The sequence below is a fragment of the Hydrotalea sandarakina genome, assembly GCF_003254115.1.
Classification (GTDB): domain Bacteria; phylum Bacteroidota; class Bacteroidia; order Chitinophagales; family Chitinophagaceae; genus Hydrotalea; species Hydrotalea sandarakina.
Genome location: NZ_QKZV01000001.1, coordinates 258,019 through 284,706, shown reverse-complemented (window position 1 = coordinate 284,706; position 26,688 = coordinate 258,019). Strand labels below are relative to the sequence as shown.

At 35.2% G+C, this 26,688-nt stretch carries 20 protein-coding genes and 1 tRNA gene; 8 read left to right on the top strand and 13 right to left on the bottom strand.

All coding sequences use genetic code 11. The features are described from left to right. Nucleotides 1-55: 55 nt before the first annotated feature. The 3 genes from LX80_RS01265 to LX80_RS01255 all read right to left on the bottom strand — a co-directional run bounded on the left by LX80_RS01265 (nucleotide 56) and on the right by LX80_RS01255 (nucleotide 5,376). The gene (locus LX80_RS01265; protein ID WP_111293220.1) at nucleotides 56-2,575 is read right to left on the bottom strand and encodes a DNA gyrase/topoisomerase IV subunit A; all 2,520 of its coding nucleotides are present in this window, start codon (nucleotides 2,573-2,575) and stop codon (nucleotides 56-58) included. A gap of 65 nt (nucleotides 2,576-2,640) precedes the next feature. Then, nucleotides 2,641-3,477 carry a DUF1835 domain-containing protein gene (locus tag LX80_RS01260; protein WP_111293219.1) on the bottom strand — a complete coding sequence of 279 codons (837 nt, stop codon included), beginning with the start codon at nucleotides 3,475-3,477 and terminating at the stop codon, nucleotides 2,641-2,643. 12 nt (nucleotides 3,478-3,489) lie between these two features. After that, nucleotides 3,490-5,376, bottom strand: a complete 1,887-nt coding sequence (locus LX80_RS01255; protein ID WP_111293218.1) for a DNA topoisomerase IV subunit B — start codon at nucleotides 5,374-5,376, stop codon at nucleotides 3,490-3,492. Between the two features lie 270 nt (nucleotides 5,377-5,646). On the opposite strand from LX80_RS01255, the gene LX80_RS01250 reads away from it, so the two are divergent. Then, nucleotides 5,647-6,138, top strand: a complete 492-nt coding sequence (locus tag LX80_RS01250) for a YkgJ family cysteine cluster protein (RefSeq protein WP_170120351.1) — start codon at nucleotides 5,647-5,649, stop codon at nucleotides 6,136-6,138. 3 nt (nucleotides 6,139-6,141) lie between these two features. Next, nucleotides 6,142-7,317, top strand: a complete 1,176-nt coding sequence (locus LX80_RS01245; RefSeq protein ID WP_111293216.1) for an exo-beta-N-acetylmuramidase NamZ family protein — start codon at nucleotides 6,142-6,144, stop codon at nucleotides 7,315-7,317. Here the strand turns inward: LX80_RS01245 and LX80_RS01240 are convergent. Next, the gene (locus tag LX80_RS01240) at nucleotides 7,314-8,048 is read right to left on the bottom strand and encodes a tRNA threonylcarbamoyladenosine dehydratase (protein WP_111293215.1); all 735 of its coding nucleotides are present in this window, start codon (nucleotides 8,046-8,048) and stop codon (nucleotides 7,314-7,316) included. The genes LX80_RS01245 and LX80_RS01240 overlap by 4 nt on opposite strands. A gap of 47 nt (nucleotides 8,049-8,095) precedes the next feature. On the opposite strand from LX80_RS01240, the gene LX80_RS01235 reads away from it, so the two are divergent. Next, on the top strand, nucleotides 8,096-9,103 hold the full coding sequence (locus tag LX80_RS01235) for a WD40/YVTN/BNR-like repeat-containing protein (protein ID WP_111293214.1): 1,008 nt from the start codon (nucleotides 8,096-8,098) through the stop codon (nucleotides 9,101-9,103). Nucleotides 9,104-9,127: 24 nt separating this feature from the next. Here LX80_RS01235 and LX80_RS01230 read toward each other — a convergent pair whose 3' ends face one another. Next, nucleotides 9,128-9,457: a DMT family protein gene (locus tag LX80_RS01230; RefSeq protein WP_111293213.1), complete on the bottom strand. Its 330-nt coding sequence runs from the start codon at nucleotides 9,455-9,457 to the stop codon at nucleotides 9,128-9,130. 189 nt (nucleotides 9,458-9,646) lie between these two features. Between LX80_RS01230 and LX80_RS01220 the strand changes: the two genes are divergently transcribed. Further along, a complete protein-coding gene (locus tag LX80_RS01220; protein WP_111293211.1) occupies nucleotides 9,647-9,937 on the top strand; it encodes a hypothetical protein in 291 nt (96 codons plus the stop codon). A gap of 63 nt (nucleotides 9,938-10,000) precedes the next feature. Beyond that, a tRNA-Val gene (locus LX80_RS01215) sits at nucleotides 10,001-10,078 on the top strand. 256 nt (nucleotides 10,079-10,334) lie between these two features. Here the strand turns inward: LX80_RS01215 and LX80_RS01210 are convergent. The 6 genes from LX80_RS01210 to LX80_RS01185 all read right to left on the bottom strand — a co-directional run bounded on the left by LX80_RS01210 (nucleotide 10,335) and on the right by LX80_RS01185 (nucleotide 21,190). Next, nucleotides 10,335-11,498, bottom strand: coding sequence for a glycosyltransferase family 2 protein (locus tag LX80_RS01210; RefSeq protein ID WP_111293210.1), 1,164 nt, complete (start codon nucleotides 11,496-11,498; stop codon nucleotides 10,335-10,337). 52 nt (nucleotides 11,499-11,550) lie between these two features. Next, nucleotides 11,551-11,886 carry a hypothetical protein gene (locus tag LX80_RS01205; RefSeq protein WP_146250350.1) on the bottom strand — a complete coding sequence of 112 codons (336 nt, stop codon included), beginning with the start codon at nucleotides 11,884-11,886 and terminating at the stop codon, nucleotides 11,551-11,553. Nucleotides 11,887-11,891: 5 nt separating this feature from the next. After that, nucleotides 11,892-12,395: a DUF1573 domain-containing protein gene (locus tag LX80_RS01200; RefSeq protein WP_111293208.1), complete on the bottom strand. Its 504-nt coding sequence runs from the start codon at nucleotides 12,393-12,395 to the stop codon at nucleotides 11,892-11,894. Nucleotides 12,396-12,416: 21 nt separating this feature from the next. Further along, entirely contained in the window at nucleotides 12,417-15,995 is a 3,579-nt protein-coding gene (locus LX80_RS01195; protein ID WP_111293207.1) for a VCBS repeat-containing protein, read from the bottom strand. A 172-nt stretch (nucleotides 15,996-16,167) separates the two neighbouring features. Next, nucleotides 16,168-17,964 (bottom strand): RagB/SusD family nutrient uptake outer membrane protein, encoded by a 1,797-nt coding sequence (locus tag LX80_RS01190; RefSeq protein WP_111293532.1) that lies wholly within the window; start codon nucleotides 17,962-17,964, stop codon nucleotides 16,168-16,170. A gap of 31 nt (nucleotides 17,965-17,995) precedes the next feature. After that, nucleotides 17,996-21,190 (bottom strand): SusC/RagA family TonB-linked outer membrane protein, encoded by a 3,195-nt coding sequence (locus LX80_RS01185; protein WP_111293206.1) that lies wholly within the window; start codon nucleotides 21,188-21,190, stop codon nucleotides 17,996-17,998. 402 nt (nucleotides 21,191-21,592) lie between these two features. Between LX80_RS01185 and LX80_RS01180 the strand changes: the two genes are divergently transcribed. The 3 genes from LX80_RS01180 to aat all read left to right on the top strand — a co-directional run bounded on the left by LX80_RS01180 (nucleotide 21,593) and on the right by aat (nucleotide 23,507). After that, nucleotides 21,593-22,465: a helix-turn-helix domain-containing protein gene (locus LX80_RS01180; RefSeq protein ID WP_111293205.1), complete on the top strand. Its 873-nt coding sequence runs from the start codon at nucleotides 21,593-21,595 to the stop codon at nucleotides 22,463-22,465. 63 nt (nucleotides 22,466-22,528) lie between these two features. Further along, nucleotides 22,529-22,843, top strand: a complete 315-nt coding sequence (locus LX80_RS01175) for an ATP-dependent Clp protease adaptor ClpS (protein ID WP_111293204.1) — start codon at nucleotides 22,529-22,531, stop codon at nucleotides 22,841-22,843. 16 nt (nucleotides 22,844-22,859) lie between these two features. Continuing rightward, nucleotides 22,860-23,507, top strand: a complete 648-nt coding sequence (gene aat, locus LX80_RS01170; protein ID WP_111293203.1) for a leucyl/phenylalanyl-tRNA--protein transferase — start codon at nucleotides 22,860-22,862, stop codon at nucleotides 23,505-23,507. 6 nt (nucleotides 23,508-23,513) lie between these two features. On the opposite strand, the gene LX80_RS01165 is transcribed toward aat, so the two are convergent. Together LX80_RS01165 and ccsA are read right to left on the bottom strand one after the other, a co-directional pair. Then, the gene (locus tag LX80_RS01165; protein ID WP_111293202.1) at nucleotides 23,514-24,128 is read right to left on the bottom strand and encodes a DUF4294 domain-containing protein; all 615 of its coding nucleotides are present in this window, start codon (nucleotides 24,126-24,128) and stop codon (nucleotides 23,514-23,516) included. Between the two features lie 62 nt (nucleotides 24,129-24,190). Further along, complete coding sequence (gene ccsA, locus LX80_RS01160) at nucleotides 24,191-26,629, bottom strand: cytochrome c biogenesis protein CcsA (RefSeq protein WP_111293201.1); 2,439 nt, start codon at nucleotides 26,627-26,629, stop codon at nucleotides 24,191-24,193. Nucleotides 26,630-26,688: the final 59 nt, after the last annotated feature.

Sequence of the window (26,688 nt, the reverse complement as noted above, 5' to 3'; positions counted from 1 at the left end):
GCAAAGATACATTTTACTAACAAGCGTTAGCAATTTTATCTAAATGGTTGGCAAATTATTCGTTAAATAATTCGGGTTGCTGCTGGTCTGACGACTGTGCTGTTTCCCAATGCATTTGAATGGCTTTAGCATAATCCATTAGTTTGGCACCAACAGTTTTCCATCCTGTTACTTCAACCATGTTTGAAATTTTAAATTTGGCTTTCCTTACCATCGCACCTTTTCCTGTTTCTACAACTAAAACGGGTTCATTAGCAGTTGTAATCGCTTCAATAAAATTGTCTTCTCCTTCTTTAATGCACATGAACTTGGTTTGCAAAGTGGAAGTTTCAATTTTAAAGCGTTTTACCGTAAACTGATTTTTTGCTGCATCTTTGTAAACTACCGTAATAATTTTTTCAGGATCAAACTTTTCTATTAAGATTATTTTTTCTGCTTCAAAACGCTGGTTTAGCTCTGTTGTGGTAATTTCATAATTACCATCTTTATACACAATTAAAATATTTTCATTTTCAAAACTACCCAAGTATGTTCCTTTTTCCTCAGTATTTAAACGCCCAAATTGAGGATCGTACCATAGTTTTCTTCCTTCCAAAGTGCTTTTACCTGCTTCTTTAAACTTAATGGTGCGAACCGGATATTTGGTAACGATATTACCTTGACTTGCTCTTCCTTTAATTTCAATAGTTTCAAAAAAGAAATCAAATTCTTTGTTACGAGCGCTACAATTGGGGCTCAGTATTACTTTAACTGACTCAGCTTCACCATTGGCATTGGCTGAGAAATATAGTACTTTACTTTTATCACTACCTTTTGTTAAGTCATATTCTTTATCACGTGTAACACCGGTTACATTAAACCTTTTGGCATAGGAAATTCCTGATTCACCATCTACATAAATCATGTTATACGTGGTGCGCTCATCATTTTTTATAAATACCGCAGCATGAATGATGTCTTTGCCAACAAAGCTTTTTTCACCCACCCTTATAACTTTCATGATACCCCTTCGCGTAAAAACAATAATATCATCTAAATCTGAGCAATCAAATAAATATTCATCTTTTTTCAATGAAGTGCCAATAAATCCTTCAGCACGGTTCACATACAATTTAGTATTGGCAATGGCCACCTGCTGAACTTTAATTACATCGAAAGCTTTAATTTCTGTTTTACGTTCTCTTCCTTTACCATATTTTTTCAATAAGCTTTCAAAATAATGAATGGTAAATTCGGTTAAATGATCTAAATCATATTGAACCTGATTAATTTCTTCTTCTATGGATTTAATTTGACGAATTAAGTCATCAATATCCAGTTTATAAATGCGCCTTACCGGTTTTTCGGTAAGTTTTATAACATCTTCTCGCGTAATACCTCTTTTTAAATTTTTCAAGAAGGGTTTAAAAGCTGCTTCAATGGCCTGTAAAACATCATCCCAAGTGGGATATTTTTTTTCCAGTTCTTGATAAATTTTTTGTTCGAAAAATATTTTTTCGAGTGAAGTGTAATGCCATTTATCATTTAACTCAGCCAGCTTTATTTGCAATTCTTGTTGCAAAAGATTTTGTGTGTTATTTACTGCAATCTTCAGTAATTCAGTAACGCTGGTAAAAACAGGTTTTTGATTAATAATAACGCAGGCATTGGGTGAAATACTTACTTCACAATCGGTAAATGCATACAATGCATCAATAGTAATATCCGATGAAATGCCGGGTGCTAAATCAACTTGAATTTCTACATTCTTGCCGGTAAATTCAGTAAGTTTTTTAATTTTTATTTTACCTTGATCGTTGGCTTTAGTAATGCTTTCACACAATTGAGAAACTGTTACACCATAAGGAACATCGCGAATAATGAGCGATTTTTTATCAAGTTCTTCTATTTTGCAACGTACCCTTATTTTACCACCTCGTTTTCCATCATTGTAGTTGGAAACATCCATCATACCACCGGTTTGGAAATCGGGATACAACTCAAATTTTTTACCTTTTAAATATTTGATGGAAGCCTCGCAAATTTCACAAAAATTATGGGGCAATATTTTGGTTGAAAGCCCTACGGCAATTCCATCGGCACCTTGCGCCAATAAAAGCGGAAATTTCATGGGCAAGGTAACGGGCTCCTGTTTACGTCCATCATAGCTTAATTGCCAATTGGTGGTTTTCGGATTAAAAGCAATTTCTTGTGCCAGTTTACTTAAACGAGCTTCAATGTAACGGGGGGCCGCTGCTGCATCACCTGTACGAACATCGCCCCAGTTTCCCTGTGTATCAATCAATAAATCTTTCTGCCCCATGTTTACCAATGCATCACCAATTGATGCGTCGCCATGCGGATGGTATTGCATAGATTGACCAATAATGTTCGCTACTTTATTAAAGCGACCATCATCCATTTCTTTCATGGCATGCAATATGCGGCGTTGTACCGGTTTTAAACCGTCTTCAACAGCGGGTACAGCTCTTTCTAAAATTACATACGAGGCATACTCCAAAAACCAATTCTTGTATTGACCCTGAATGCCACTTTCGTTTTGATATATTGAATTTTCTAAATTATCATTTTCCATAACTTCAATTCCCGGCTTACTTTTTAATAATTAAAACAAAATAATTTATTCCTTGCTTAGGTTAACTACTCGGCCGATACCTGTTCTATTGCAGCAGTATTATTCAACATAACCTCCATGTCTTTCCAGCCTTTTGCCCAATCACCCTTAAAAGCCACTATGCCTGCTTTTTCCATTTCACGCATTCGCCAAACCATAAATACATCACTTATTTTTAATTTTGATTTGTTGGCTACTTGTTGCAACATTTTGGGTAGCTTTTGAGGATCGTTTTGAATGAATGCCTTAATTTCTTTATCAAAAAAGCCGGCATCCTTACTTACAATTTTTTTTCCTCCTTCCAAAACTCTAACTAATCCGTTTTCTAATCCTATTCTTTTCCATTCATCAGGGTCCACTTCAAATTCACTTAAAGTAATAGGTCGTGCTAACTTTTTAGCTTTCAAAAACTCTTTAGGTTGTATTTCATACAAGTATGCAGGATAGAATATACCGCCTTTTTCATTAATAAAAGGTAGGTTATTCATATACAACACAAATACCTGGCCCTGAAAAGCACCCAGTTGCGACATTAACCAGTAATAACCGCATACATCGTGTGCGTTTTGCCCCATCCAAATCCAAACCTGGAGATTACTGTCTTCTTTTAATTTATTACACAAATTGTGTACCGTTAACTTGTCATCAAGTATGTCCAATTGCCCTGTGTAAGGTGAATTTTCCAGCACTTCCTGCCACCAATTTCTTCTTGACTGATAACCGTACGTTTCATAAATATCAATAACGGGTCCAACAGCATAATCATCTTTTATCTCAACAACATCACCCAAAAGCGATTCATCAAGCTCCATAGCTTTTTTTAGAACTTCTGCATCGGCAGCATTAAAAACAATATGCGTCATGCTTAAAATTTTTTAAACGGTTTCTTCAATTAAATCCAGTTCAACTCTTAAATTTTCAATAATAAATTCTTGGCGCTGTGGTGTGTTTTTACCCATATAGTATTCTAACAATTGCTGTATATGATCACCTTGTTCCAGCAATACGGGTTGCAAGCGTATATCAGCACCAATAAATTTACCAAACTCTTCAGGCGAAATTTCGCCCAGACCTTTAAAACGGGTTATTTCAGGTTTATTACCCAGTTTTGCCACTGCAGCTTGTTTTTCTGCTTCATCGTAACAATAAATGGTTTCTTGTTTATTCCTTACACGAAATAAAGGGGTTTCTAAAATGAATACATGGTTTTGCTTTACCAGTTCGGGGAAAAATTGCAGGAAGAAAGTCATTAGCAACAAACGTATATGCATTCCATCTACATCCGCATCAGTAGCTATTACAATATTCTTGTAACGCAATCCATCCATACCTTCTTCAATATTTAATGCATGTTGCAACAAATTAAATTCTTCGTTTTCGTACACAATTTTTTTAGTGAGTCCATAGCTGTTTAAAGGTTTTCCCCTAAGGCTAAACACTGCCTGTGTATCAACATGACGCGATTTTGTAATGGATCCACTGGCACTATCTCCCTCAGTAATGAACAAAGTAGTTTGGTTCATAAGTTCAATGTATTCCTGACGGTTTTTTACCGGCGGCTCATCATTGAAATGAATTCGGCAATCGCGTAATTTTTTATTGTGTAAGTTGGCTTTTTTGGCACGCTCATTGGCAATTTTTTTAATACCTGCCAATTCTTTTCGCTCTCTTTCACTTTGTTCAATTCGCTTTTTTAGGGCATCGGCAACAGAGGCATTTCTGTGTAGAAAATTATCTAATTCTTTAGCCAAAAATTCTTCAATAAACTTTTTTACGGATGGTCCGCCTTCATACATGTGTTGCGAACCTAATTTGGTTTTTGTTTGGCTTTCAAATACAGGTTCCTGCACACGAATTGAAATGGCTGCCACAATGCTGGTACGTATATCAGATGCTTCATAATCTTTCTTAAAAAAATCACGAGCTACTTTTACAAACGCTTCTCTAAAACCTTGTTGATGCGTACCGCCCTGTGTGGTATATTGTCCATTTACAAATGAATATAAATCCTCACCATAATCGTTATTGTGCGATAGGGCTACTTCAATATCCTCACCCTTTAAATGTATAATGGGATACCGTAATTCATCGGTGTTGGTTTTATGTTGTAATAAATCCAACAAACCATTTTTACTTACAAATTTTTTATTGTTGAATTGAATAACCAATCCGGCATTTAAATAGCAGTAATTCAGTAATTGATTCTCAATGAAGTCAATTCTGAAATGATAATTTTTGAATATTTGTTCATCGGGGGTAAACGATACCAAAGTACCATTAGGCTCAGTTGTTTTTTCTTCTTTTGTTTCTTTAATTAGTTTACCGCGTTCAAACTCAGCCATTTTCGTTTTCCCATCGCGATAAGCAGCCACCATAAAATGACTACTTAATGCGTTTACAGCTTTGGTACCTACACCATTTAAACCAACGCTCTTCTGAAAGGCTTTGCTGTCATATTTTGCACCTGTATTGATTTTGCTTACTACATCAACCAGTTTTCCTAAAGGAATACCACGACCAAAATCGCGAACATGAATGGATTTTCCATCTAACTGAATTTGGATACTTTTTCCAAAGCCCATTGCATATTCATCAATACAGTTGTCAATCACCTCTTTCAATAACACATAAATACCATCATCAGGGGCAGTACCATCACCCAACTTACCAATATACATACCCGGGCGAAGCCTGATATGGTCTTTCCAGTCGAGGCTTTTAATATCATCTTCCGTATATTTTCCAAATTGTTCTGCTGCCATAGGTTTTCAATTTTAATCATTAAATGTAGCATATATGCACAAAAGCCAAAATAAAGGTGAACATTGTGCGGTAGCGAAAAAAAATATCAACATTATTGAATAATGCGAAACTTTTGTGTGCCGCAAATCTAAGCCTGCAAAGCACTTTACAAAGCAAGTTTTTACTTTTTAAAGGAATTGTGGATAAAATTTGGTTAGAAATATCTGTTTTTTGCAGGTTTAATACTGTAAGTTTGCTTTATCACACCACATTTTCATATTGAAACCAATTTGCAGGCCATTGCTGCAGTTGCCTGCAAAAAAGAAGCAGAAAATGAGGCATTTATACCATTTCTCAAAAATTTTCCTTCAGAACAAGTTGATGCCGCCGTACAAAATTTAAACGAGGCTATTACACCTTATATTGATTGCAGGCATTGTGGCAATTGCTGTAAAAGTTTGTTAATTAATGTTACCGATGCTGAAGCAGCGGCTGTTGCGAAACACCTAAACATTCCTCGTTCGCAATTTAATGAAAGCTATATAGAAGAAGGAATTTCATCTACTTTATTAATCAACGCCATACCCTGCCCTTTTTTAAAGAATTTAAGCTGTAGTATTTATGAGCATCGCTTCCAGGGTTGCAAAGAATTTCCGGCATTGCATATTCCGGAATTTAACAAGCGTACATTTACTACCTTTATGCATTACAGCCGATGCCCTATTATTTTTAATGTAGTAGAGCATTTAAAAATTGTTTTAAAGTTTGTAAATGAATCTTAACCCATGCAAACACCTATTTCAGGAATAGATGTATTGTTAGATAACCCACCCTTTTGGCACAATCAGAACATTGCTTTAATTACAAACCATGCAGCCAAAAACAAGGATGGATTGCCCGGCAGGCAGGCGTTATTGCAACATCAATTTAATATTCAACTATTGTTTTCACCTGAACATGGCTTGCAAGTTAATGGTGCAGATGGGGCATTTATAGCGGATGGTATTGACCCATTAACACAATTACCTGTTATTAGTTTATATGGCAAAAAATTACAACCCTCAGCTGATGATTTAAAGGGGATTGACTATTTGTTATTTGACATTCCGGATGTTGGTGCCAGATTTTATACCTACTTATGGACTTTAAGTTATGCACTGGAAGCCAGTGCTGCCTATCAAATTCCTTTGATTGTTGCAGACCGCCCCAATCCTATTTCAGGCAATATCAGTTTATCGGAAGGCCCAATGCTAGATAGCAGTTGCGCCTCATTTATTGGGCGATGGCCAATGCCCATTAGACATAGCTGTACTTTAGGTGAATTGGCCAATTATTTTAATCAAAAAATGAAATTGAATGCACCTTTATCTGTAATTAAAATAGCCAATTATCATAGAAATAGTTTTCAAAATGAATGGGGATTACCTTTTATTCCTACTTCCCCTGCCATTCAACATTTTGAATCAGCACTTTGTTATGGTGGGTTGGCATTTTTAGAAGCCACCAATATTTCAGAAGGTCGCAGCACACCTTATGCTTTTACAATTGCCGGAGCACCATGGATGGATGCTTTAGCAATTTCTAAAACATTTAATCAATTATCGCCTAATTATGTTGGCACCAATACTATTGAATTTATACCAACTCAAGGAAAATTTGCTAACCAACTATGCCACGGCGTGCAGCTGAAAATTATAGATAAAGAAAAATACCAATCTGTATTTACCGGGTTGCTGCTGATAAAAATTATTAAAGATTTACATCCAATACATTTTGCTTGGGAAAATTATGTTACTAATGTAAATCCGTCAGGAGTTAAGCATTTGGATAAGCTGCTCGGCATTAAAAATGCAGAAAGCTTATTTGATTTGCCATTAACCAAGTTTTTAACTGCAATAGCCGGCTTATTAAATGTTGAAAATACCTGGCAGCATACAATAAAACCCTATTTGCTTTACTAATTATGAATCTTTAGTCCTAACAAATCGGTTATTACCACGCTGGCAATGGTACAACCAAAAATAGCGGGCATATAACTAATGGTTCCTATAATTGATTTTTTGGGCTTTGCGTTTTCAGTTACTAAGATACTACCGGGCATTGTTACTTCGGGACTAAAAACAACTTTAATGCCTTTACGAATGTTTACTTTTCTTAATTTTTTTCGAACATACTTGGCTAAGTTGCATTCATAAGTTTCGGAAATATCGCATGCTTGTACCAGTAATGGATTGATTTTTCCACCTGCCCCCATGGAACTAACAATCTTAATTTTATTTTCAACGCAATGTTGCAGTAGAAATACTTTGGGAGTAAGGGTATCAATACAATCAATTACGTAATCAAATTTTTCAGGTTGAATGTATGTTCGTATCCATTGTTTATCGGCAAATAATTGTAAATATTCAACTTGCAAATTGGGATTAATATCTAATAAACGCTTATGCCATAGTTCTGCTTTAGGCTGTTGCAGGGTTGAATGCAAAGCAATTAATTGACGGTTAATATTACTGGCATCTACTTTATCATTATCAACAATGGTTATATTACCAACACCGGCTCTTACTAGCATTTCCGCACAAATTCCACCCACGCCACCTAAACCCAATAACAAAACTTTTTTTGATTGCAAAGCATTAATGGCTTCTTCTTGCAATAACAAATTCGTTCTACTCATCCAATAAGGCAACATATACTCAAAATTTTAAAGTAATTTTCGTTTGCAAAAATGAATGAAAAATGCATTTATCAAAACTGATTTTGTTCACTTGCTTTTTATTTTATCTAGATATTGCTACCGGACAACAAATTAAAATAATAGCTGAAAGCAATGAAAACACCTCTATTAGAGCTTTAAGTTGTGCAGGAAAAAATGTTGTATGGGCTACAGGCAGTAACGGCCAAATTGCCAAAACATTGGATGGCGGCCGGCATTGGGAATGGATAACTGTTAAAGATTTTGCCAATCGTGACTTTAGATCGATATATGCCATCAATGCAAATGAAGCTATCATTGCAGCAGTTGGCGAGCCTGCTGTTATTTTAAAAACCAATGATGGCGGAAAAGAATGGAAGATTGTTTGGCAGAATAATACACCCGGAATGTTTTTAGATGCCTTGTTTTTTACCAATGCTAAGCACGGGTGGGTAGTTGGCGATCCTATTCATAATCAACAACCCTTTTTAGCTTTTACCAACAATGGAGGTAACAACTGGCAAATAAAAACTGACAATATACCCATATTATTGAAAGGAGAAGCTTTTTTTGCTGCCAGTAACAGCAACCTTTTTGTATGGAAAGATCAGTTTGAGCCTTGGATGATAACCGGTGGTACAGCATCTGTATTATATACACCTGTAAAAGCATACCCACTACCATTGCTGCAAGGAAACGCCACTGAGGGCGCTAATTCAATGGATTGTTATAAGCACACATGTATAGTAGTAGGTGGTAATTTTATGCACGATACCATTGCTAAAGGCAACGCTGTGGTTATTGAAACAAAACCACACATTCAATTAATAGTTCCTAAACAATTGCCAAACGGTTATCGTTCTTGCGTAAAACACATAAAAAATAATACATGGATTTGTTGCGGCACTTCAGGTGTTGATATAAGTAACGACAATGGCATGCATTGGAAAAAAATTAGTTCAGCTTCTTTTCATACTATTGCTGTTTCCCAAAACAATAACATTTTTTTAGCCGGGAATAAAGGTCGTATTGCCCAACTAAATCTTAAATAATAAATCTGTGAATTGCGGGAAGCATTATTTTTTGAAAGCAAAATAAACGGCACCCAATACTAATCCAAAACTAACCACATAATTCCAACGCAATGGTTCTTTTAAATATAACACTGCGAAAAAAGAAAAAATTATTAGCGTTATTACTTCTTGAATAATTTTTAACTGAAAACCATTCCACCCCTCTAAAAACCCAATTCTATTGGCCGGAACTGTTAAACAATATTCAAAGAAAGCAATTGACCAACTAATTACAATGGTCTTCCATAAAGGCACGCCCGTTGCTTTTAAATGCCAGTACCAGGCAAACGTCATAAAAATGTTAGAAACAATGAGTAGTCCTATTGTCTTCATTTTAAAGAATTATTTGTAAAAAACTTTAGTAAATCAATATAATGATGCATCAAAATGATAATGCAATTTAATAGTTCTGCCATAATTGGCATGCTATCATTGACAAATTGCCATAAAAAACAAAAAAAGCATGAATATTGTTGTAACTTGTGAGATGAATTTAAATTGTGAAATTGAAAAATCAGCCTCATGAACAAATTTCAAGTAATTGTGCAATTTACTTTAGATGATGAGATTTTGACTTTATTACCTTCACATCGTACATATATTAATTATTTGATGAATAAAGGTATTATTGAAAGTTATGCCGTTAGTATGGAAAGTCAAACCGTTTGGATTACCATGAATGCCGATACTAAAGAAGAAGTAATAAAGTACATTAATAAAATGCCACTAAATAAGTTTTGGCAATATAGTATTGAAAGCTTGTTATTATACGACAGTACACAGTACCGTTTACCCGCTTTACAACTAAATTAAAAAAATTTTTTTGGTAGATATTTTTCAGCACCTATTTTTGCACTCCCAAACAACAACAATGAAGGGAGTTTAGCTCAGCTGGTTTAGAGCATCTGCCTTACAAGCAGAGGGTCGGCGGTTCGATCCCGTCAACTCCCACCAAACGAAACAGTTTCTGTTTCGTTTTTTTTGTTCATAACGTATCTAACATAAACACATTTTACTTTTTCTGCCAAAGTCTAAACCGAACAGCATCATTTCAATAAAAGAATAGATGCTATTCACAAAAAAATTCAAACAGAATAAATTGCATTCATTAAGCAAATAAACATTGGGTATACTAACTAGTGTTTGAAAGAATATATACCAGCCAATTAAGGAGTCATAAAATGTAATGAAGTTCTTATAGTTACTTGTTTTATTTACGAATAGCTTTTTCCCACAAAATTGGTTGGCGTCCTAATATATAATTGATCATTCCGGCCAGCATAGCAATATTCATAAAACAATAATAAAAGGGAATGTACAGCCATTTTAAAGCAACATGTTTCCACTCAGCAATCCAACCAATAAATGCCAAAATGTAAAATATAATTTGCAGGATAGAGATCCATTTAAAAAAACTGAGATGAGCAAATTGCCAAAAATAAAAAGCAGTAATGAACAAAATTGGCAATAATAAAGGAATAAGTAACCAACGCAAAACTTTATGACTAATGTATTGAAAAGCAATAGCCGGATATTTAAAAGGGTTACACAAATGCAGGGTACGTAATAAAGTTTGAATACTGCCTGCCGCAATTCTTTTTTTGCGTTTAAATTCATCCCTTATAGAAGCTGATGGTTTTTCAGCAGCTATGGCATTCGGTTCGTAAGCAATAATATATCCATTCTCAATTAATTGCATGGCAATAGCAAAATCTTCTGTAATGGTATTTTCATGCAATTCCGGAAATAAACCGGAACGAATAGCAAATAATTCACCCGGCATACCAATTACAGTATTAAATCTGGCTTCCATTTTTTTTATAAAGGACTCATATTTCCAATAAACCCCCTCGCCTAACATAGCATCTTCTATGTTGGTTAAAATAATTTTCTTTTCGCCCGAAACTGCTGCTATACTTGAATTTGAAAAGTGTGGAATTAATTGCAACAAACAATTGGTATTTAATAGTGAGTTTGCATCGGTAAACACTAATACATCGGCTTTAGCTTGATTCAATGCAGCTTTCATTGCTTCAATTTTACCCAAACGTTTGGGGTAATGCAATAATTCTACTTCATTATATGAAGCAACAATAGTTTCAGTCCCATCTGTTGAACCGTCTGTTACAACTATGATGGATAATTGAGCGGGATATATTAAATTTAAAGAATTCTCAATTTTTTCGCGAATACATTCAGCTTCATTATAAGCAGGTATAATTAAAGCTACAGAAGGATAATTTGTAGATAGAATTGTATTAGGTTTGAACGTTTTTTTTCTGAAGAACCTTACAATACATAAAAGTATTATTGGATACAATATGTACGTATACAACAACAGTAAAAAAGCTATCCAAAAAAGCCATTCCATCATATTCGTGCAAAAAGGGTGCTAAATATACTAATATGATGGTAATGGCCAAATGTTAATATACCCTTGTTACATTTTGAAAATCTTTTGTTATACGACAATGCATGGTGCCTACGGTATCTATTTTAGGCATATTGGTCATTAATTTAGGGTTATTTTGCATGTGTACGGTAAAATCGCAAATGTAATATTGCGGCTCTTCATAATAGGCTACGCTTTTTACCGTAAAAATTACTTTATTACTGTCGCGTTGTTGCGTTTTTTGTAAGAAATTTTGCATAGCGTTGGTTAAACTTTGTTGTACTTGTTCAGGGGTTTGATTTTTAATGGTATTACATGCAACCATAAAAAACAGAAATCCACCAATAATCAATTGATTAAACTTTTTCATACATTTCATTTTAAATATGTTTTATTTTGGTGAGGTAAACTGTCTTTACTTAAAATACCCAAAAATTGCAAACTATGATAAACACCATTTGTAGTGTTTGATTTAACGGTAATGGATTTTCGAAAATTTCCCGGGAACCCTTCAGAAGTGTATTTGGCTTGTAAAATACCAATTTCACCTGGCATAATTCCATGCTTGGGATAATTGGCTACCGTACATCCGCAAGATGGCTTAACTTCTGCTATAAACAATGGTGTTTCACCGGTATTTTTAAACATAAAGTTTAGCAATACGGTATCACCGTAAAAAACATTTCCTATGGTTTTAACGGAATCTATCCATTGTATTTGTGTATAATGAATGCTATCGAGTTGTGCCAATACAGCAGGCGGTATACCCAAATTATTTTCATATACATTTTTTGAAGGCTTTTGTTTACAACTAAAATACCCCCAACAAAAAACTACGGAAATAAATAAAGCAGTTTTGTTCATTCTTACTTTTTGCATGGTTAACTATTAATACCTTCACTATTTAAAGGTTATCGTTCTGTGACTACCATTATTTTGGTAAACATTTACCGATTGAACCCAACCACCCACACTAATAAAACGTGCTGACTGCGACAAAAATGATGCACCATAATTGCATTCGATTTTTTGTTTATGACCGTTTTTAAAATAAACCATAGCATACACATCATTTGGTAATAGGGGTATATTTTGAAAGGAATGATTGGCAGCAAACAACAACAATTGTCCTCGGTTTTGTGAAGCTGCCACTAAATATTTATTCTCGGCATTCCTAAGTTTTACCAACGCTTTGCCATTGCCGGGTATAAATATTCCACTTTGTAACATATTCATAGCATTGAAGTTACCATTACCATTTCCTTTTAAAAGCAGACCATTCAATGCATCATAACGCCCCGTTCCTACCTCAGTTCCATAATCGTTTGTGTTAAAAAACACGTCTAAATTGCCATCGCCATCAAAATCATCAACTATCATTCCATTTAGTGCAGACAGTTGCGCCTGCATAGGTAAGGGAACACAACTAAAACCACCTTTCCCATTATTCATTAAAACAACGGACTGCATATAATTAGCTGTTAATCGTAAAGCGTTTTTACGCTCTTCAGGATTTAAAATTTGATCCATAGTTGCAGTAGCATATGATTTATAGTTTTTAAATCGCATTTTCATAATAATCATTTGCTTAATGGCATCATCGCGAGTTAAAGCCGGATATTCTAACATTTTACCTGTACTATCGGGCAAATACAATGAAACAAAGGCATCATAACTACCATTATTATCAAAGTCGCCTGCAGTAACATGCATAGGATATTGTTGTGTGGCTTTATAGTATGAGTTTAATCCTAAATTTGAAACAATGTAATCTGTATATCCATCATTATTAAAGTCGCCGGGAACAATACTATTCCACCAGCCCAAATTGTTTTGCACCCCGGTTTGTGTTGTAACATTTTTAAACGTACCATTTTTATTTTCAAAAAAAGTAATGGGCATCCATTCACCGGCTAACACAATATCAGGTTTGCCATCGTTATTATAATCAGTAATGATGGCATCACTTACCATACCAATATTATTCAAATCTGGTGCAACTGTTTTTGTTACATCTCTAAAATACACTTTACCATTGCTACTTTCATTGTGTAGTATGATGCTGCTTACTGGCTTTGGATAATGCCAAGGATCAACACGGCCTGCAATGAATAAATCTAACTTCCCATCACCATCATAATCAAATGCGCGAACACATGATTTACTGGTGAAGTTTTGAGGCAATGCTAAACTATCTAATGTAAAATTACCTTTACCATCATTCATGTACAATCTATCTTGATAGGCAGAGGTATTGGGTGTATTTTCATATCCGCCACTGGCAATATATAAATCCAAATCACCGTCACCATCTGCATCAAACAATAACAAGCCCATATCTTCTGCAACTTTATTTGCTGCAGCAGCATCACTTAATAAGTTTTTTTGAATAAACTGACCATTCTTTTGTTGGAACAATATGGTTTCACTGTATTTGTAAGCGCCACCAACAACAATATCATCTAACCCATTGCCATCAATATCACCAACTGCCATTGCCGGGCCATATTCGGAATACTTGTGAGGCAAAAGTTTTTGAATATTGAAATCTATAAAATCATGTTCCTGATGCATATAATTTAAATGTACTGAGTCCGTAATATTCTTAAACAAAGCATTTTGGGCAATGTATGGATGACCATATGTTACCGGTACTGTAGCATTTTTTTCATCTACTACCAATTGTTGATTAATGGCTGGTTTCAGAATAGTTTGTTGAAAATGATTAGGCCAAATAATTTTTAAGGAATCAATATTATTTAAGTTTCCCAAACCAAAATGTGCCCTGGTTTGAACTGAAGATAAGTAACCGCGATAAGGAGCATTTTCCCATATTTGTTGTTCACCATTGTTGTAATAAATGGTAGCTGAAGCACCAACCCCGTTTACATTATTTTTACCCCCTTTAAAAACAACATCTAAAAAATGTGAGTTTAAAGAATCAGTTTCGCGAATATTATTTTTATAAACTAATGCTTTTTGGTTGATGTTATTGATAACCACATCTAAATCGCCATCATTATCTAAATCAACATAAACTGCTCCATTTGAGAAAGTAGGCATTTGAAAGCCCCATTTATCGGTTACATTTTCAAATTTAGTTTCCCCAATATTTTTGAAAGCATAGTTATGAATTTTTACTACGGGAATTTGTGCCAATAAATCTTTTTTTGAAGCAAGTAAATAGGCCTCTGTTCTATAGGCAATAAAATCATGGTCAGTAACATCTTTAGGAAAGCCGTTGGTAATAATGATATCACGCTTACCATCATTGTCAAAATCGGCCAATAAAGGCGTCCAACTCCAATCCGTTTCAGCCATACCGGCATAATAGGCCACATCACTAAAAATAGGGTCACCAATTGAATCATTGGTTGCAACTCGGTATCCTTGATTCAGTTGCAATACATTTCTAACATACTGATAATTGTAGCCATATTTATCACTATTTTGATAACGCTGGTAATTATTGGCATTCATCATCATTTTTTTTCTGTAATTATCCTGAGGGTTCATATCAAGTGTAACCACATCCGGCAACCCATCATTGTTCATATCAGCTACATCGCACCCCATAGCATTCGCTGCAGTGTGTTTAAAATAGTGGGAAAGCTGATTTGTGAAAGTGCCGTTATGATTGTTAATCCACAACAAATCGTTCGTAACAAAATCATTACTAACATAAATATCTTTCCATCCATCATTATTAAAATCGGCAATTGCAACCGAGTGGCCATAGCCTTCTGTTTGAATACCTGCTTGTTTTGAAACATCGGTAAAAAACGGATGATGTAAGCTATCATTCCAATCGTTTCTGTATAATTTTCCAGTACTTGGATTCTCACCATTTTTTAAAATAACATGAAATCCATCAGGGTATTTGTCTTTGTTTATTTCATTGTTCACAATGTAAACATCTAAATCACCGTCATTATCATAATCAAAAAAAGCCGCTTGTGTAGAATGGGCTGTATCGTCTAGCCCATATTCCTTTGCCATTTCCTTAAAATGCGGAACTCCATTTTTATCTGCTCCTTGATTAATATATAAAAGGTTACGTCTTTTCTCGGGATCTTTCATTAAAGTTGCACATACGTAAATGTCCAACCAACCATCATTATTAATGTCTACAACTGCAACACCTCTACACCATCTTCCATTTCCTGTTACACCTGCTTCATTGGTAATATCTTTAAAAGAAAAATTGCCTTTATTTAAGTAAAGTTTGTTTGATACCAAATTGCCGGTAAAATACAAATCCGGCAACCCGTCATTATTAAAATCACCTACGCCAACGCCCCCTCCGTTATATACATTTTCCAGATCAACAGAGTTAATAGAATCGTTTTCAACAATAGTATTTGAAAAGTCTATACCTGTTTGTTTAACATCCATTTGTACAAACAAGGTATGAGTTTTTTTACAGGCATATTGACCCACAAGCACAATAATGGATAATAAATAGAAAAGTTTTCTCATAAAAAGTTTTGGTTAACTAATATTAATAAGGGACCCTTAATATACGGCAAACAGAGCATTTTTATACTTTTGAAGCTTATTAAAAAGCACATAAAAAAACCTATTGCCATAAACTTTATTACAGCAATAGGTTACATATTGATTGAAAGGTTAAATAATCGAATTTTAAATACTAATATCCGGGATTTTGTTTTAAATGAATTTTACCATCAGCATTTAAAATATCTATTTGAGTTTGAGGAATTGGGAATAATTCTGATTTTCCGGCAACAAATTGAGCACCAACCGGCAATAAAGTTGCCTTGGCAATTTTATCGGTATTAAAATAATTGTTAATTACATTTTTAGCGATTCCCCATCGAACCAAGTCAAAAAAGCGATGGCCTTCCATTGAAAGCTCTAAATAGCGTTCCATTTGTATAGCTTGCAAAGCGGCTGCCTGGTTAGCAAATGAAGGATACAATCCAACCTTATAATTATCAGCCGGAGTTGTTTGTGGAGCATAAGTTGAACTGGTGGCATCGTAACTAGCGTTTTTATAAACCCATCCGGTAGGATCGGCTGCACGTGCACGTACTTGATTTACATAATTTAAGGCAGTGCCTAAGTTGCCTAGTTGCGCCTCGCATTCAGCGGCTAACAACAATACATCTGAAAACCTGATTAAGTTAACATTATTGGCAACCAATTCTGTAGCACCCCAATAATTTTCAGTACTTGTATAAACTCCTATTTGACTTTGAGCATAAACATTCTTTTTAGGACTAAAAACTCCATCAGCAGCCACATTCCTAATCCATGCTGCGCCCGGATGTGGCCCCCAATCAAGATAAGGGATACCTGGACGACCAATGGCCCAATCTATTCTAGGATCTAATGTACCTGTATATAAATTGGTTGAATCGCTAACATTAGGCCCATTGAAATAAGTATTCAACAATGGCAAACCCGTTACAGGGTCAGTTTTATAGGCATTTGCTAGTGATTGAGAAGGATTAAAGAACCCACAACAAGCACCGGGCCCACCACCATAAGGGAAATTTAAAATATCACCATAATTACCATTGGGTGCACCGGCGCTGGTAGCTGAACCATCATTAACAGCCATTTGTACTGCAAATACTGATTCGGCACTGTTTCTGGTGGCTGGATTAAAATTGCTATAGTATTTTACTAAAGCATATTTTACACCTCCTGCAGTAACACCATTTTGAATTAAATCATCGTATAAAGGTTTTGCTTGTGCATATTTTCCTTCAAACATATATACTTTGGCTAAAAATGCTTCAGCAGCATATTTATTGGCTCTACCAATTTGAGGTTGTACAGCCGGCAAATTTTGCATGGCATATTGGAAGTCGGCTTCAATTTGAGGCCAAATATTTACATAATTGCCGGAAGCATCAACATTATTTACAGAGTTTCTGCTGGTAGTATCTGTAACAGTTTCGTCAATGTAAGGTACGTTGCCAAACACTTTTTTCAATTCAAAATGATAGTGTCCACGCAAAAACCTGGCTTCAGCAGTGAACTCGGTTGCATCGGCAGCTGAAATGCCGGTGGCTATTTTTAATACTCTTAAAACCTCATTAGCTCTTTGAACACCATCATAGCAAGCAGCCCATTTTTGGGCAGGATAACTATTGGTTGAATTAGCCGTAAAAGTTTCCAGAGATAAAATATCCCCTTGATCTGAAGGATCAGAACCTTTATAGGCATCATCGGCACATACACTACCATATACCCAGTTACTGGCCGCTGATCCCCAACCAGTATTATTACCACCTTCCCCATCTAATAGAGAGTATGCACCTATTAAAAGCCCTTGCACACCTGACTGATTGGCCAAAATATTTTGGTTCAATGTTCCAATAGGTTGTTTATTCAAAAAACTTTGTTTACAAGCCACGAATATTACAACCAACATGATTGTAGTGGGTATTATATATTTATAATGAAACTTCTTCATATTCATATTTTTAAATGATTATAAATCACAACTAGAATGTTACATTTACTCCAATATTGAAGTTCTTCTGATTTGCAGGATAGTTACCAAAGTCAATACCAAAATTACTGTTGTTTGAAAGATCAGAGCCTTGCAATTCAGGATCTAATCCGGTGTATTTGGTAATGGTAAATAAGTTAGCAGCCTGCAAATAGAAATGTAATTTTTGAATACCAATACGCTCTAATCGTGCTGAAGGAACTGTATATCCAATCATGAAATTCTTACATCTTAAATAAGAACCTTTTTCCATATAAAAAGAGTTAAATACTGTTGTATTACTGAAATTAGCTGATTGTTCTATTCTTGGAATTTTAGCATTTAAATTAGTGGGTGACCAAGAGTTCTGTAACAATCCTTTGCTAACATTCCCTTTAAATACTTGATAGAAATCTGTCCAATATTTAACATAGTTAATAACATCATTGCCTGCAGAGCCATAAAAGAACATAGACAAATCAAAGTTCTTATACGTTGCATTGATAGTAAAGCCATAAGTGAATTTTGGGTTAGGATTTCCAAAAAACACTCTATCATCAGGTGTTATTTGGCCATCGCCGTTAGCATCTAAATATTTGAATCTGCCGGGTGCAGCTCCATCTTGAGTAGCAGACTTCGCTACATCGTTCGCATCTTTAAATAATCCAATTACTTGATAACCATAAAATGCGCCAATTGGATGACCGGGCTGTAATCTGGAGAAAGCACCTATTCTGGTTGAGCCGGCACTATACTCATCTACATAATTAACACCGGGAGGCAAACTTAAAACTTCATTTTTGTAAGAAGTGATGTTACCATTTACATCAAAACGAAAATCACGTCCTATTTTTCCATGATAGGTTAAAGAGAAGTCTATACCGGTATTTTTTACATCACCTATATTAACAAATGGTTGGCTGGCACCACCTTGGTAATTGCCAATTGCTGATACACTTGGGAATAATAAACCACTGATTGACTTTTTGTACCATTCTAAACTAAAGTCTAACTTATTTTTTAGAATAGTACCATCCAAACCTATGTTAGTGATAATATCTTTTTCCCAAGTAGTATTGGGATTACCCAACTGGCTATTATAAAATCCAAGTGTTGATGAATTAGCAGCGCCTGTAATTGGATAATAAGACATACCTGCTGCGGAAGCATATAATGAATAGGCATTGGTAGGATTAATATTACTTAATGAACCGGATGTTCCCCATCCGCCTCTAAGTTTTAAATCATTAATCCAACTAACATTCTTCATGAAATTTTCATTGGATATTCTCCATCCGGCAGATATGGAAGGAAAATTTCCATATTGATGACCCGGTGCAAATACGGATGAGCCATCACGACGTAAAGTGGCTGCAAGTATGTATTTGTCTGCATAATTATAATCAACTCTTCCAAAATAAGAGGCAATTGTTAATTGGTATGGCGGATTACCATTATTACTTACAGAACTAGGTGAACCGGTATTTAAAATCCAATAATTGGGGTCAGTACTGTAATATGAGCCTCTACCGGCACTTATACCTCTGTTATATTGATTTTTTGCTTCTGTACCTAACAATACATTCAAACTATGTTTACCCCAAGCATTATTGTATTTAACAGTATTTGTCCATAACCACAAACTGTTATAACCTGCGCCTTCAGTAAATGCATTGGGATTTGTATTTCCTTCCGCATTTTCATAAGCAGTATAAGTAAAGTAATAGTAGTAATAATTGTCAAAATAACCGCCAAAACTGGTACGAGCGGTAAAATGTTTCAAGAAATCAACTTCACCCCATACATTTCCGTTTACTTGCCAGTCATTGCTTTTATTATTAGCTGTTCTTTGTTGGTTGGCAACAGGGTTTTGTGCGTTGCCTAAACCGGCAGATTTTGTACCGGCATAGTTTCCAACAATATCATAAACAGGAATAATTGGTGCTTCTCTATAACTCATGGAAATAGCATTTCCCTCATTTTGGTTGGTAAACCCGGGGCTTTGCTTATAAAAAACGTAAGCATTTTCTCCCACACGTATATGGTTATTTACGTTGAAGGAGGTGTTCATTCTTACAGAGTAACGTTTTAAATAAGTATTGATTAATGTTCCTTGCTGATTTAAATAACCAAGAGAAAACAAGTAAGTAGATTTATCATTGCCACCACTTGCAGTTAAGGTGTGGCTTTGGAAAATTGCGGGTTTAAAAATTTCATGAAACCAATCTGTTCCAATTTTATTGGCTTTTGTAATTTGATTGGTATTAATGTTATAAGTAGAGGGATCGGTTCCCGGATCACCGGCCTTTGCTCCGGTAGGTGTAATGTAATCAGGAATAACAGGAGTATCACCTTGGCCAAATTGTGGATTGCGGCTTCCTGGGGCAATACCACTGTTAAGTTCGTAGGCTTTTACAACATTGGCATACCCAATGGTATTTTCTAAATTAAAACCATTTTTTAAAGGTCGCTGTGTTCCAACAAAAGCATCATAACTAATTCTTGCTTTACCTTGTCTTCCCCTCTTAGTGGTAACAATGATAACACCATTTGAACCTTGTACACCGTAAATAGCAGCTGCACCGGCATCTTTTAACACTTGAATAGATTCGATATCATTGGGGTTAACATCTTGCAAATTACCCTGTACCCCATCTATAATTACTAATGGGTCTGAACTGCCAGGTGAAGTAATACCACGTATTTTTACGCTGGTGGCACCACCGGGTACACCAGAGTTAATTACGCTTACTCCAGATGCCTGACCTTGCAGTAATGCAGCAGTATTACCGCCCGGCACTGATTTCATATCATTCACATTTACAACAGCTACAGAACCTGTAATGTCCTTTTTCTTTTGTGATGTATAACCCAACACAACAATTTCATTCAAATCACTTGTAGCTTCGGTTAAGCTTACATCAATTTGAGAACGACCATTCACCGGCATTGTTACACTGTTGTAACCAATAGATGAGATTTGCAATACACTTTTATCACCGGGTACCTTAATGGTGAAAGTACCGTCGTCGTTTGTAGCAGTTGCCGTACTGGTACCTTGTACCTTAACAGTGGCCCCTGCAATGGGTTGATTGTTTTTACCTGTAACTTTTCCGGAAACTGTTTTTTGCGCAAAAGCCCCAACTGTAAAAAAGAAGAGTCCTGCAAGTAACAAAAAACACCGTGTTAGGTTTGGTTTGTTTGGCATAAGCAATGTTTTCGTTTGGTTGTTAAATAAACTTTAACAAATTTAACATCGCAAACGATTGCGTGCTTACCTTTTAACGGCATGTTTCTATGATTTTTTAACAAACAATTATGTACTATTTACACATTAATAATAAAAATCCTGCATAGTATCTGCATTACAGAATGTTTTTTTTGATGAATTGATTTTTGTCAAAAAAAATATTGGCAAGTGATTTTTACAATCACATAAAAAGTTTTACTCATTTGAAAAGAACTCATAATTCACCTTATTTGTTTTACTGCATTAAATTTTAAATGAACTGCAACGTTTTAACGTTAATGATTGCCTGATGTAATTGAGGAACATTCAAAATACAATTTGATTGTTTCTGTTTACTTGAATGTCCCAAACGTACGCTGCATGAACTCAAAAAATATGAGTGGTTCTTCTATATACCTGCACGATGATGCGATGCAGGTTGTAAAATTCCCATTATTGAAGGATGAACCTTTACATTTACATCCTTATTGGGAATTAACACTTTTCAATTGGTCAAAAGGGGTAACATGCATTAATGGCAATCATATTTTCAAAATAAACAGCTGTCAAGTGGTATTCCTCATACCGCCCAATATGCTGCATGGTTATTATCTTAATCATAAAATAACAACCTCAGCTACCGTAACTAAAATTATTTTTCCTAACGATTTACTGAATAACAATCTGTTAAACAAACTTTCTTTCCTGTCACTAAAAAAACTTTTTTCAAAAGCCTGTGGCGGCTTAGCTTTTAACAATATCAGCTCAAAACAAATGATGGAATATTTTAGTATCATTGGCCACAGTAATGATTTTCTAGATATTATTAATTTATTAAAATTATTACACACCTTAACGAAAGAAAAATCGTACAGAGTTTTAAATGAAACACATTCAATAATTAGTAATGAAAATAATACGGCAATAAATGCCGAAGCGATTAATACTTGTATTAATAAGCATTTTCACGAAGATATTTGTTTAAAAAAAATATCATTATTATTTAATGTAAGTGAGGCAACTTTTGCACGATATTGTAAAATGCATACCGGTAAATCCTTCACAGAATTAGTAATTGAAAAAAGAATCGGGCGTGCCATTCAATTATTAGCCCACCATCACAAAACAATTAAAGATGTTGCATACAGTTGTGGATTTAATCATGTTAGTCATTTTAATAGAATATTTAAAATGTATACCGGATTGGCGCCAAAAAATTATCAGTTTTTATTACAAACCAATATTCCTGCTTAGATTTTTATTCTTGGAAGTGATAACTCTTATTCAGAATTTAACAGAACTACCTATTTTTGTTGCATGATTCAGGTTTTAAATCATACCAAAGAAAAAAAATGGGAAGAACCGGCACTTGATACTGAAATCGCCTTTTCGCCTACTTGCCACCTTATTGTTTGGAATGATGATGTAAACACTTTCGATTGGGTTATTGAAACATTAGTAGAAGTTTGCGGGCATACGCATGAACAAGCTGAGCAATGTGCACTACTCATTCATATGAAAGGAAAATGTGCCGTTAAAAATGGTGAATACGAAATTTTACAACCAATGTGTACAGCCATTTTAGATCGTGGCATTAATGCAACCATTGAAACTACTGCAATTGGTTATTAAGTTTTGTTGTTAAATTATGCCGCTGTTCCAACTTAATCACACATTATGGTTCCCGCCCGTAACTGAAAGCTTGGAGGATGGCTTATTAGCAATTGGCGGCGACTTATCGGTTAAACGTTTATTGGAAGCCTATAAAAGAGGAATTTTTCCATGGTACGAAGGCAACACCCCATTATGGTGGTGCCCCGATCCCAGGTTTGTTTTGTTCCCGAATGAGTTGAAAGTGAGTAAAAGTATGCAAGCACTTATTCGAAAAAATGTTTTCCAATTTTCAATCAACAAAAATTTCAAATCTGTTATTCATTACTGTAAAACCTCACCCCGCAAAGGGCAACACGGAACCTGGATTACCGATGAAATGGAACAGGCTTATATTCAAATGCATACTAACGGATACGCCATTAGTGCTGAAACTTATTTGAATGACGAATTGGTAGGTGGCTTGTATGGTATTCGCTTAGGTGGTATTTTTTTTGGTGAAAGCATGTTTAGTAAAGTGAGTAATGCCAGCAAATTTGCCTTTATTCAATTAGTGGAATATTTACAAAAAGAAGGTGTTGTGCTTATTGATTGCCAGGTTTATACCGAACATTTAGAGCGCTTAGGTGCAAGATTTATTGACAGAGAAAGCTTTATTAATACTTTAAAAAATTATGTAAACTAATATTAGCTAACCTCTTATACCATACATTCTTTCCAAATCGCGAACAATGGTTTCAATATCTCTATCAGCACCGTTTGGATCGTAGTTTTGTTTTAAACTGGTACCGAAAAAAAACGCCACCGTTTGATAAACCGCTGCGGTAATGTTGCCCTTATATTCCTGTATAATTTCATAACAATTGTTCCCCGTTTCCCGATAAATTAATTTCATTAAAATCTTTCCTTGATAAACCGATAACTGGGTTAGTTTATCGGTAAATTCTTTTCTTAATTCCTTTTCACGGGAACGGATAATTTTTCTTCGTTCACTTTTACTGGATACTCCTGCCAAACGAGCATTTATTTCATTCATTATTCTTCCTGCAGCTTTTGCATAAGGATAAGTAACATATACTGCATTGCGCAACCTTGTCCACTCAGCCCAATACCTTTTTTGTCGGGCATTTAAATAATATATTACCGTAAAGTCGGGTAAATAGCCCATAGGTATGGTATCGCCCTCCGGAGTAATAAATGCATGCACGGGGATTGTATCATTTATTCCGCGTTGAGCATTGGCTGTAACATAAATACAACTGAATGCCAGTATAACTATTAATTGAATTAAACGTTTACGAACCATAACTGCTGCTAAGCTATAGACATTAACCGTTAAGTTAATGCTGCCGACAGTCTAAAAGTAACCTATTCTTTTGAAAAAATTTGCGGTGCAATTCGCTGATAAATTGACATAAAGAATCCAATTACCATTACCACCACTCCAAGCCATAAAATATTTATCATGGGGAATTCGTAAACTTTTAAAGTTACCAAATCCGTAATGGCACCACTCTCCTTCACGCCTATTTCTAATTTGCCGTCTTGCGGATTACTTACTTTATTAAATTTCACAATTAAACTTTGGGCTTTAACGGTATCCGGGTAATTGGTTAATTCATTATTATTCAATACTATACCCGGTGTTAAAGGGTATCTACGCCCATCTTTTGTAATGGCAGTCATATCTAAAAACAACGCCGTTTCCCCATTTTTAAACTTATCTTTTTGTGCTTCGGGATTTACCTGAACTTTATTTAAAATTAAAATGCCATTGCTGTAAAAAGTGGTATCACCCGGCTTTATGCCAATGTTTCTAAAAGTAGCCGTATCGGGTTGATCATTTTGTTGAAACGAAGAAATATAAACGAAAATATCGCGGTTCCAATAATGTTTTGAATCGGGATTGGGTGAAAAACCCTCCATCCCTTTGTTATTTTTTATGATGTCGGGATACACTTTAAAATGTTCATTACCATTCTTGGCCTTAAAATCAATTTCATAGTAACGTTTTCTATCTACGGTGTTAAAAGTATCTTTAACATAGGTAACCATATATTTACCCATATCTGTGGCTACACCCTTAAATAAGGTAATATTTTCAGCAGGATCTTCTTTCTTATCTTTTTTGAAAACAGCAATTCCGGTTGTATTCCAGCTTAATACTTCTTTTTTACTTGATGAGATGAGCACACCCAATAAAATCATACCAAACCCCACGTGTGCAACAGATGCACCGGCCACTTTCAACTTACCTTTCAGTACTAACCAAATATAAGCTGCATTGGCTATTATGGCATAAATGGCGGCATATACACCAACATAAATGGCTACTAAAAAACCAATGCCTTGTTTATTGTAATGAATGTTACCCCAAATACAAATAGCCGAACCTACAATTAATGATGCAACCGTAGGCCAAACTATATTTTTACTAAAGTAGCCTTGGGGTGAGCTTTTGTATTTAAAGTATTGGGTAACTGCCGTTAAAATGCCAATAATTATTAAAATGAATATTTGAACCTGATTGAAGGAAAATTCAGGATCCTCAGGGGGGGCAATATTGGTGCCGAACATTTTATTGTAAACCGGTACGGAAGTTTTTGCTGCAATGATAATAGCCGATAAAAACAAAACAAGCGACCCAATAAACATCCAAAACTCACGACTATTGGTATTTTCTTCTTTATGTAATGCGGGGATGTTTTTATATCGCCAAATAAATAATAAGATGGCGGGAATAAAAAATACCAACACAAATAACAATAACTGAACATTCATGCCCAAATCGGTAAAGGCGTGCACTGAAGTATCGCCTAAAATACCACTTCGGGTTAAAAAGGTTGAATACAATACCAATACAAAGCTGAGAATATAAAAAAGATAAGTTGTTCTTAATGAGTAGCCTGTAGATTTATAAATTAGGTTAGTATGTAATCCGGCAATCATTACAATCCAGGGCACTAATGAAGCATTTTCAACGGGATCCCAAGCCCAATATCCGCCAAACGATAAACTTTCATAAGCCCAAGCAGCACCCATCATTATACCGGTACCCAATATGGCGCCTGAAAATGCTGCCCAAGGTATACTGGTTTTAATCCAAGTATGGTCTTTTTTAAACAAACCTGCAATCGCATACGCAAAAGGAACAATGGTAGAGGCAAAACCCAAGAAAAGAACGGGTGGATGAATCACCATCCAATAATTTTGTAACAAGGTGTTTAAATCATTTCCTTCGGCAATTCTGGGTAATTGTAAATAGTTGGGGTCAGAAAAAATGGGAATATCGGGCATTTGCTGACGCCATAATATGAATGGATTGCTTCCTACTTTATAGCCAAAAAAGTAAATGCCAATCAGCATGCTGGCCAAACAAAATTGGGCAAAACTAATTACCGTCATAACACCTGCTTCCCAGGTTTTGGACGTTTTAATTAATATCCATCCTAATACACAATGCCAAAAACTCCATAATAGAAAGCTACCTTCTGAACCTTCCCAAAAACAACTCAATATGTATTTGAATTGTAAGCTGCGTGAGGAGTGATTCCAGGCATAAAAATATTCAAAATAGTGATTATATATAATGTAGTATAAAGAAAAGAATACTCCTAAAACAGAAATGGTTTCAACAAAAAAAGCGGTGCGTGCCAATTTTATCCACCCTTTTCTGTCGGGCAGTAAATCATTCATTCGCGCTGCTTTGAAATAAGCGATAGTGGCTAAAAGTGAGGCTACTAATGATAATATTGAAAAGAAATGACCTATTTGACCAGGCAGTAAATGTTCCCCATTATAATGCATAAGCTTAGTTATATCAACGTAAAAAGGTAGCTATTTGAAATAATACTACCCGGTAATTA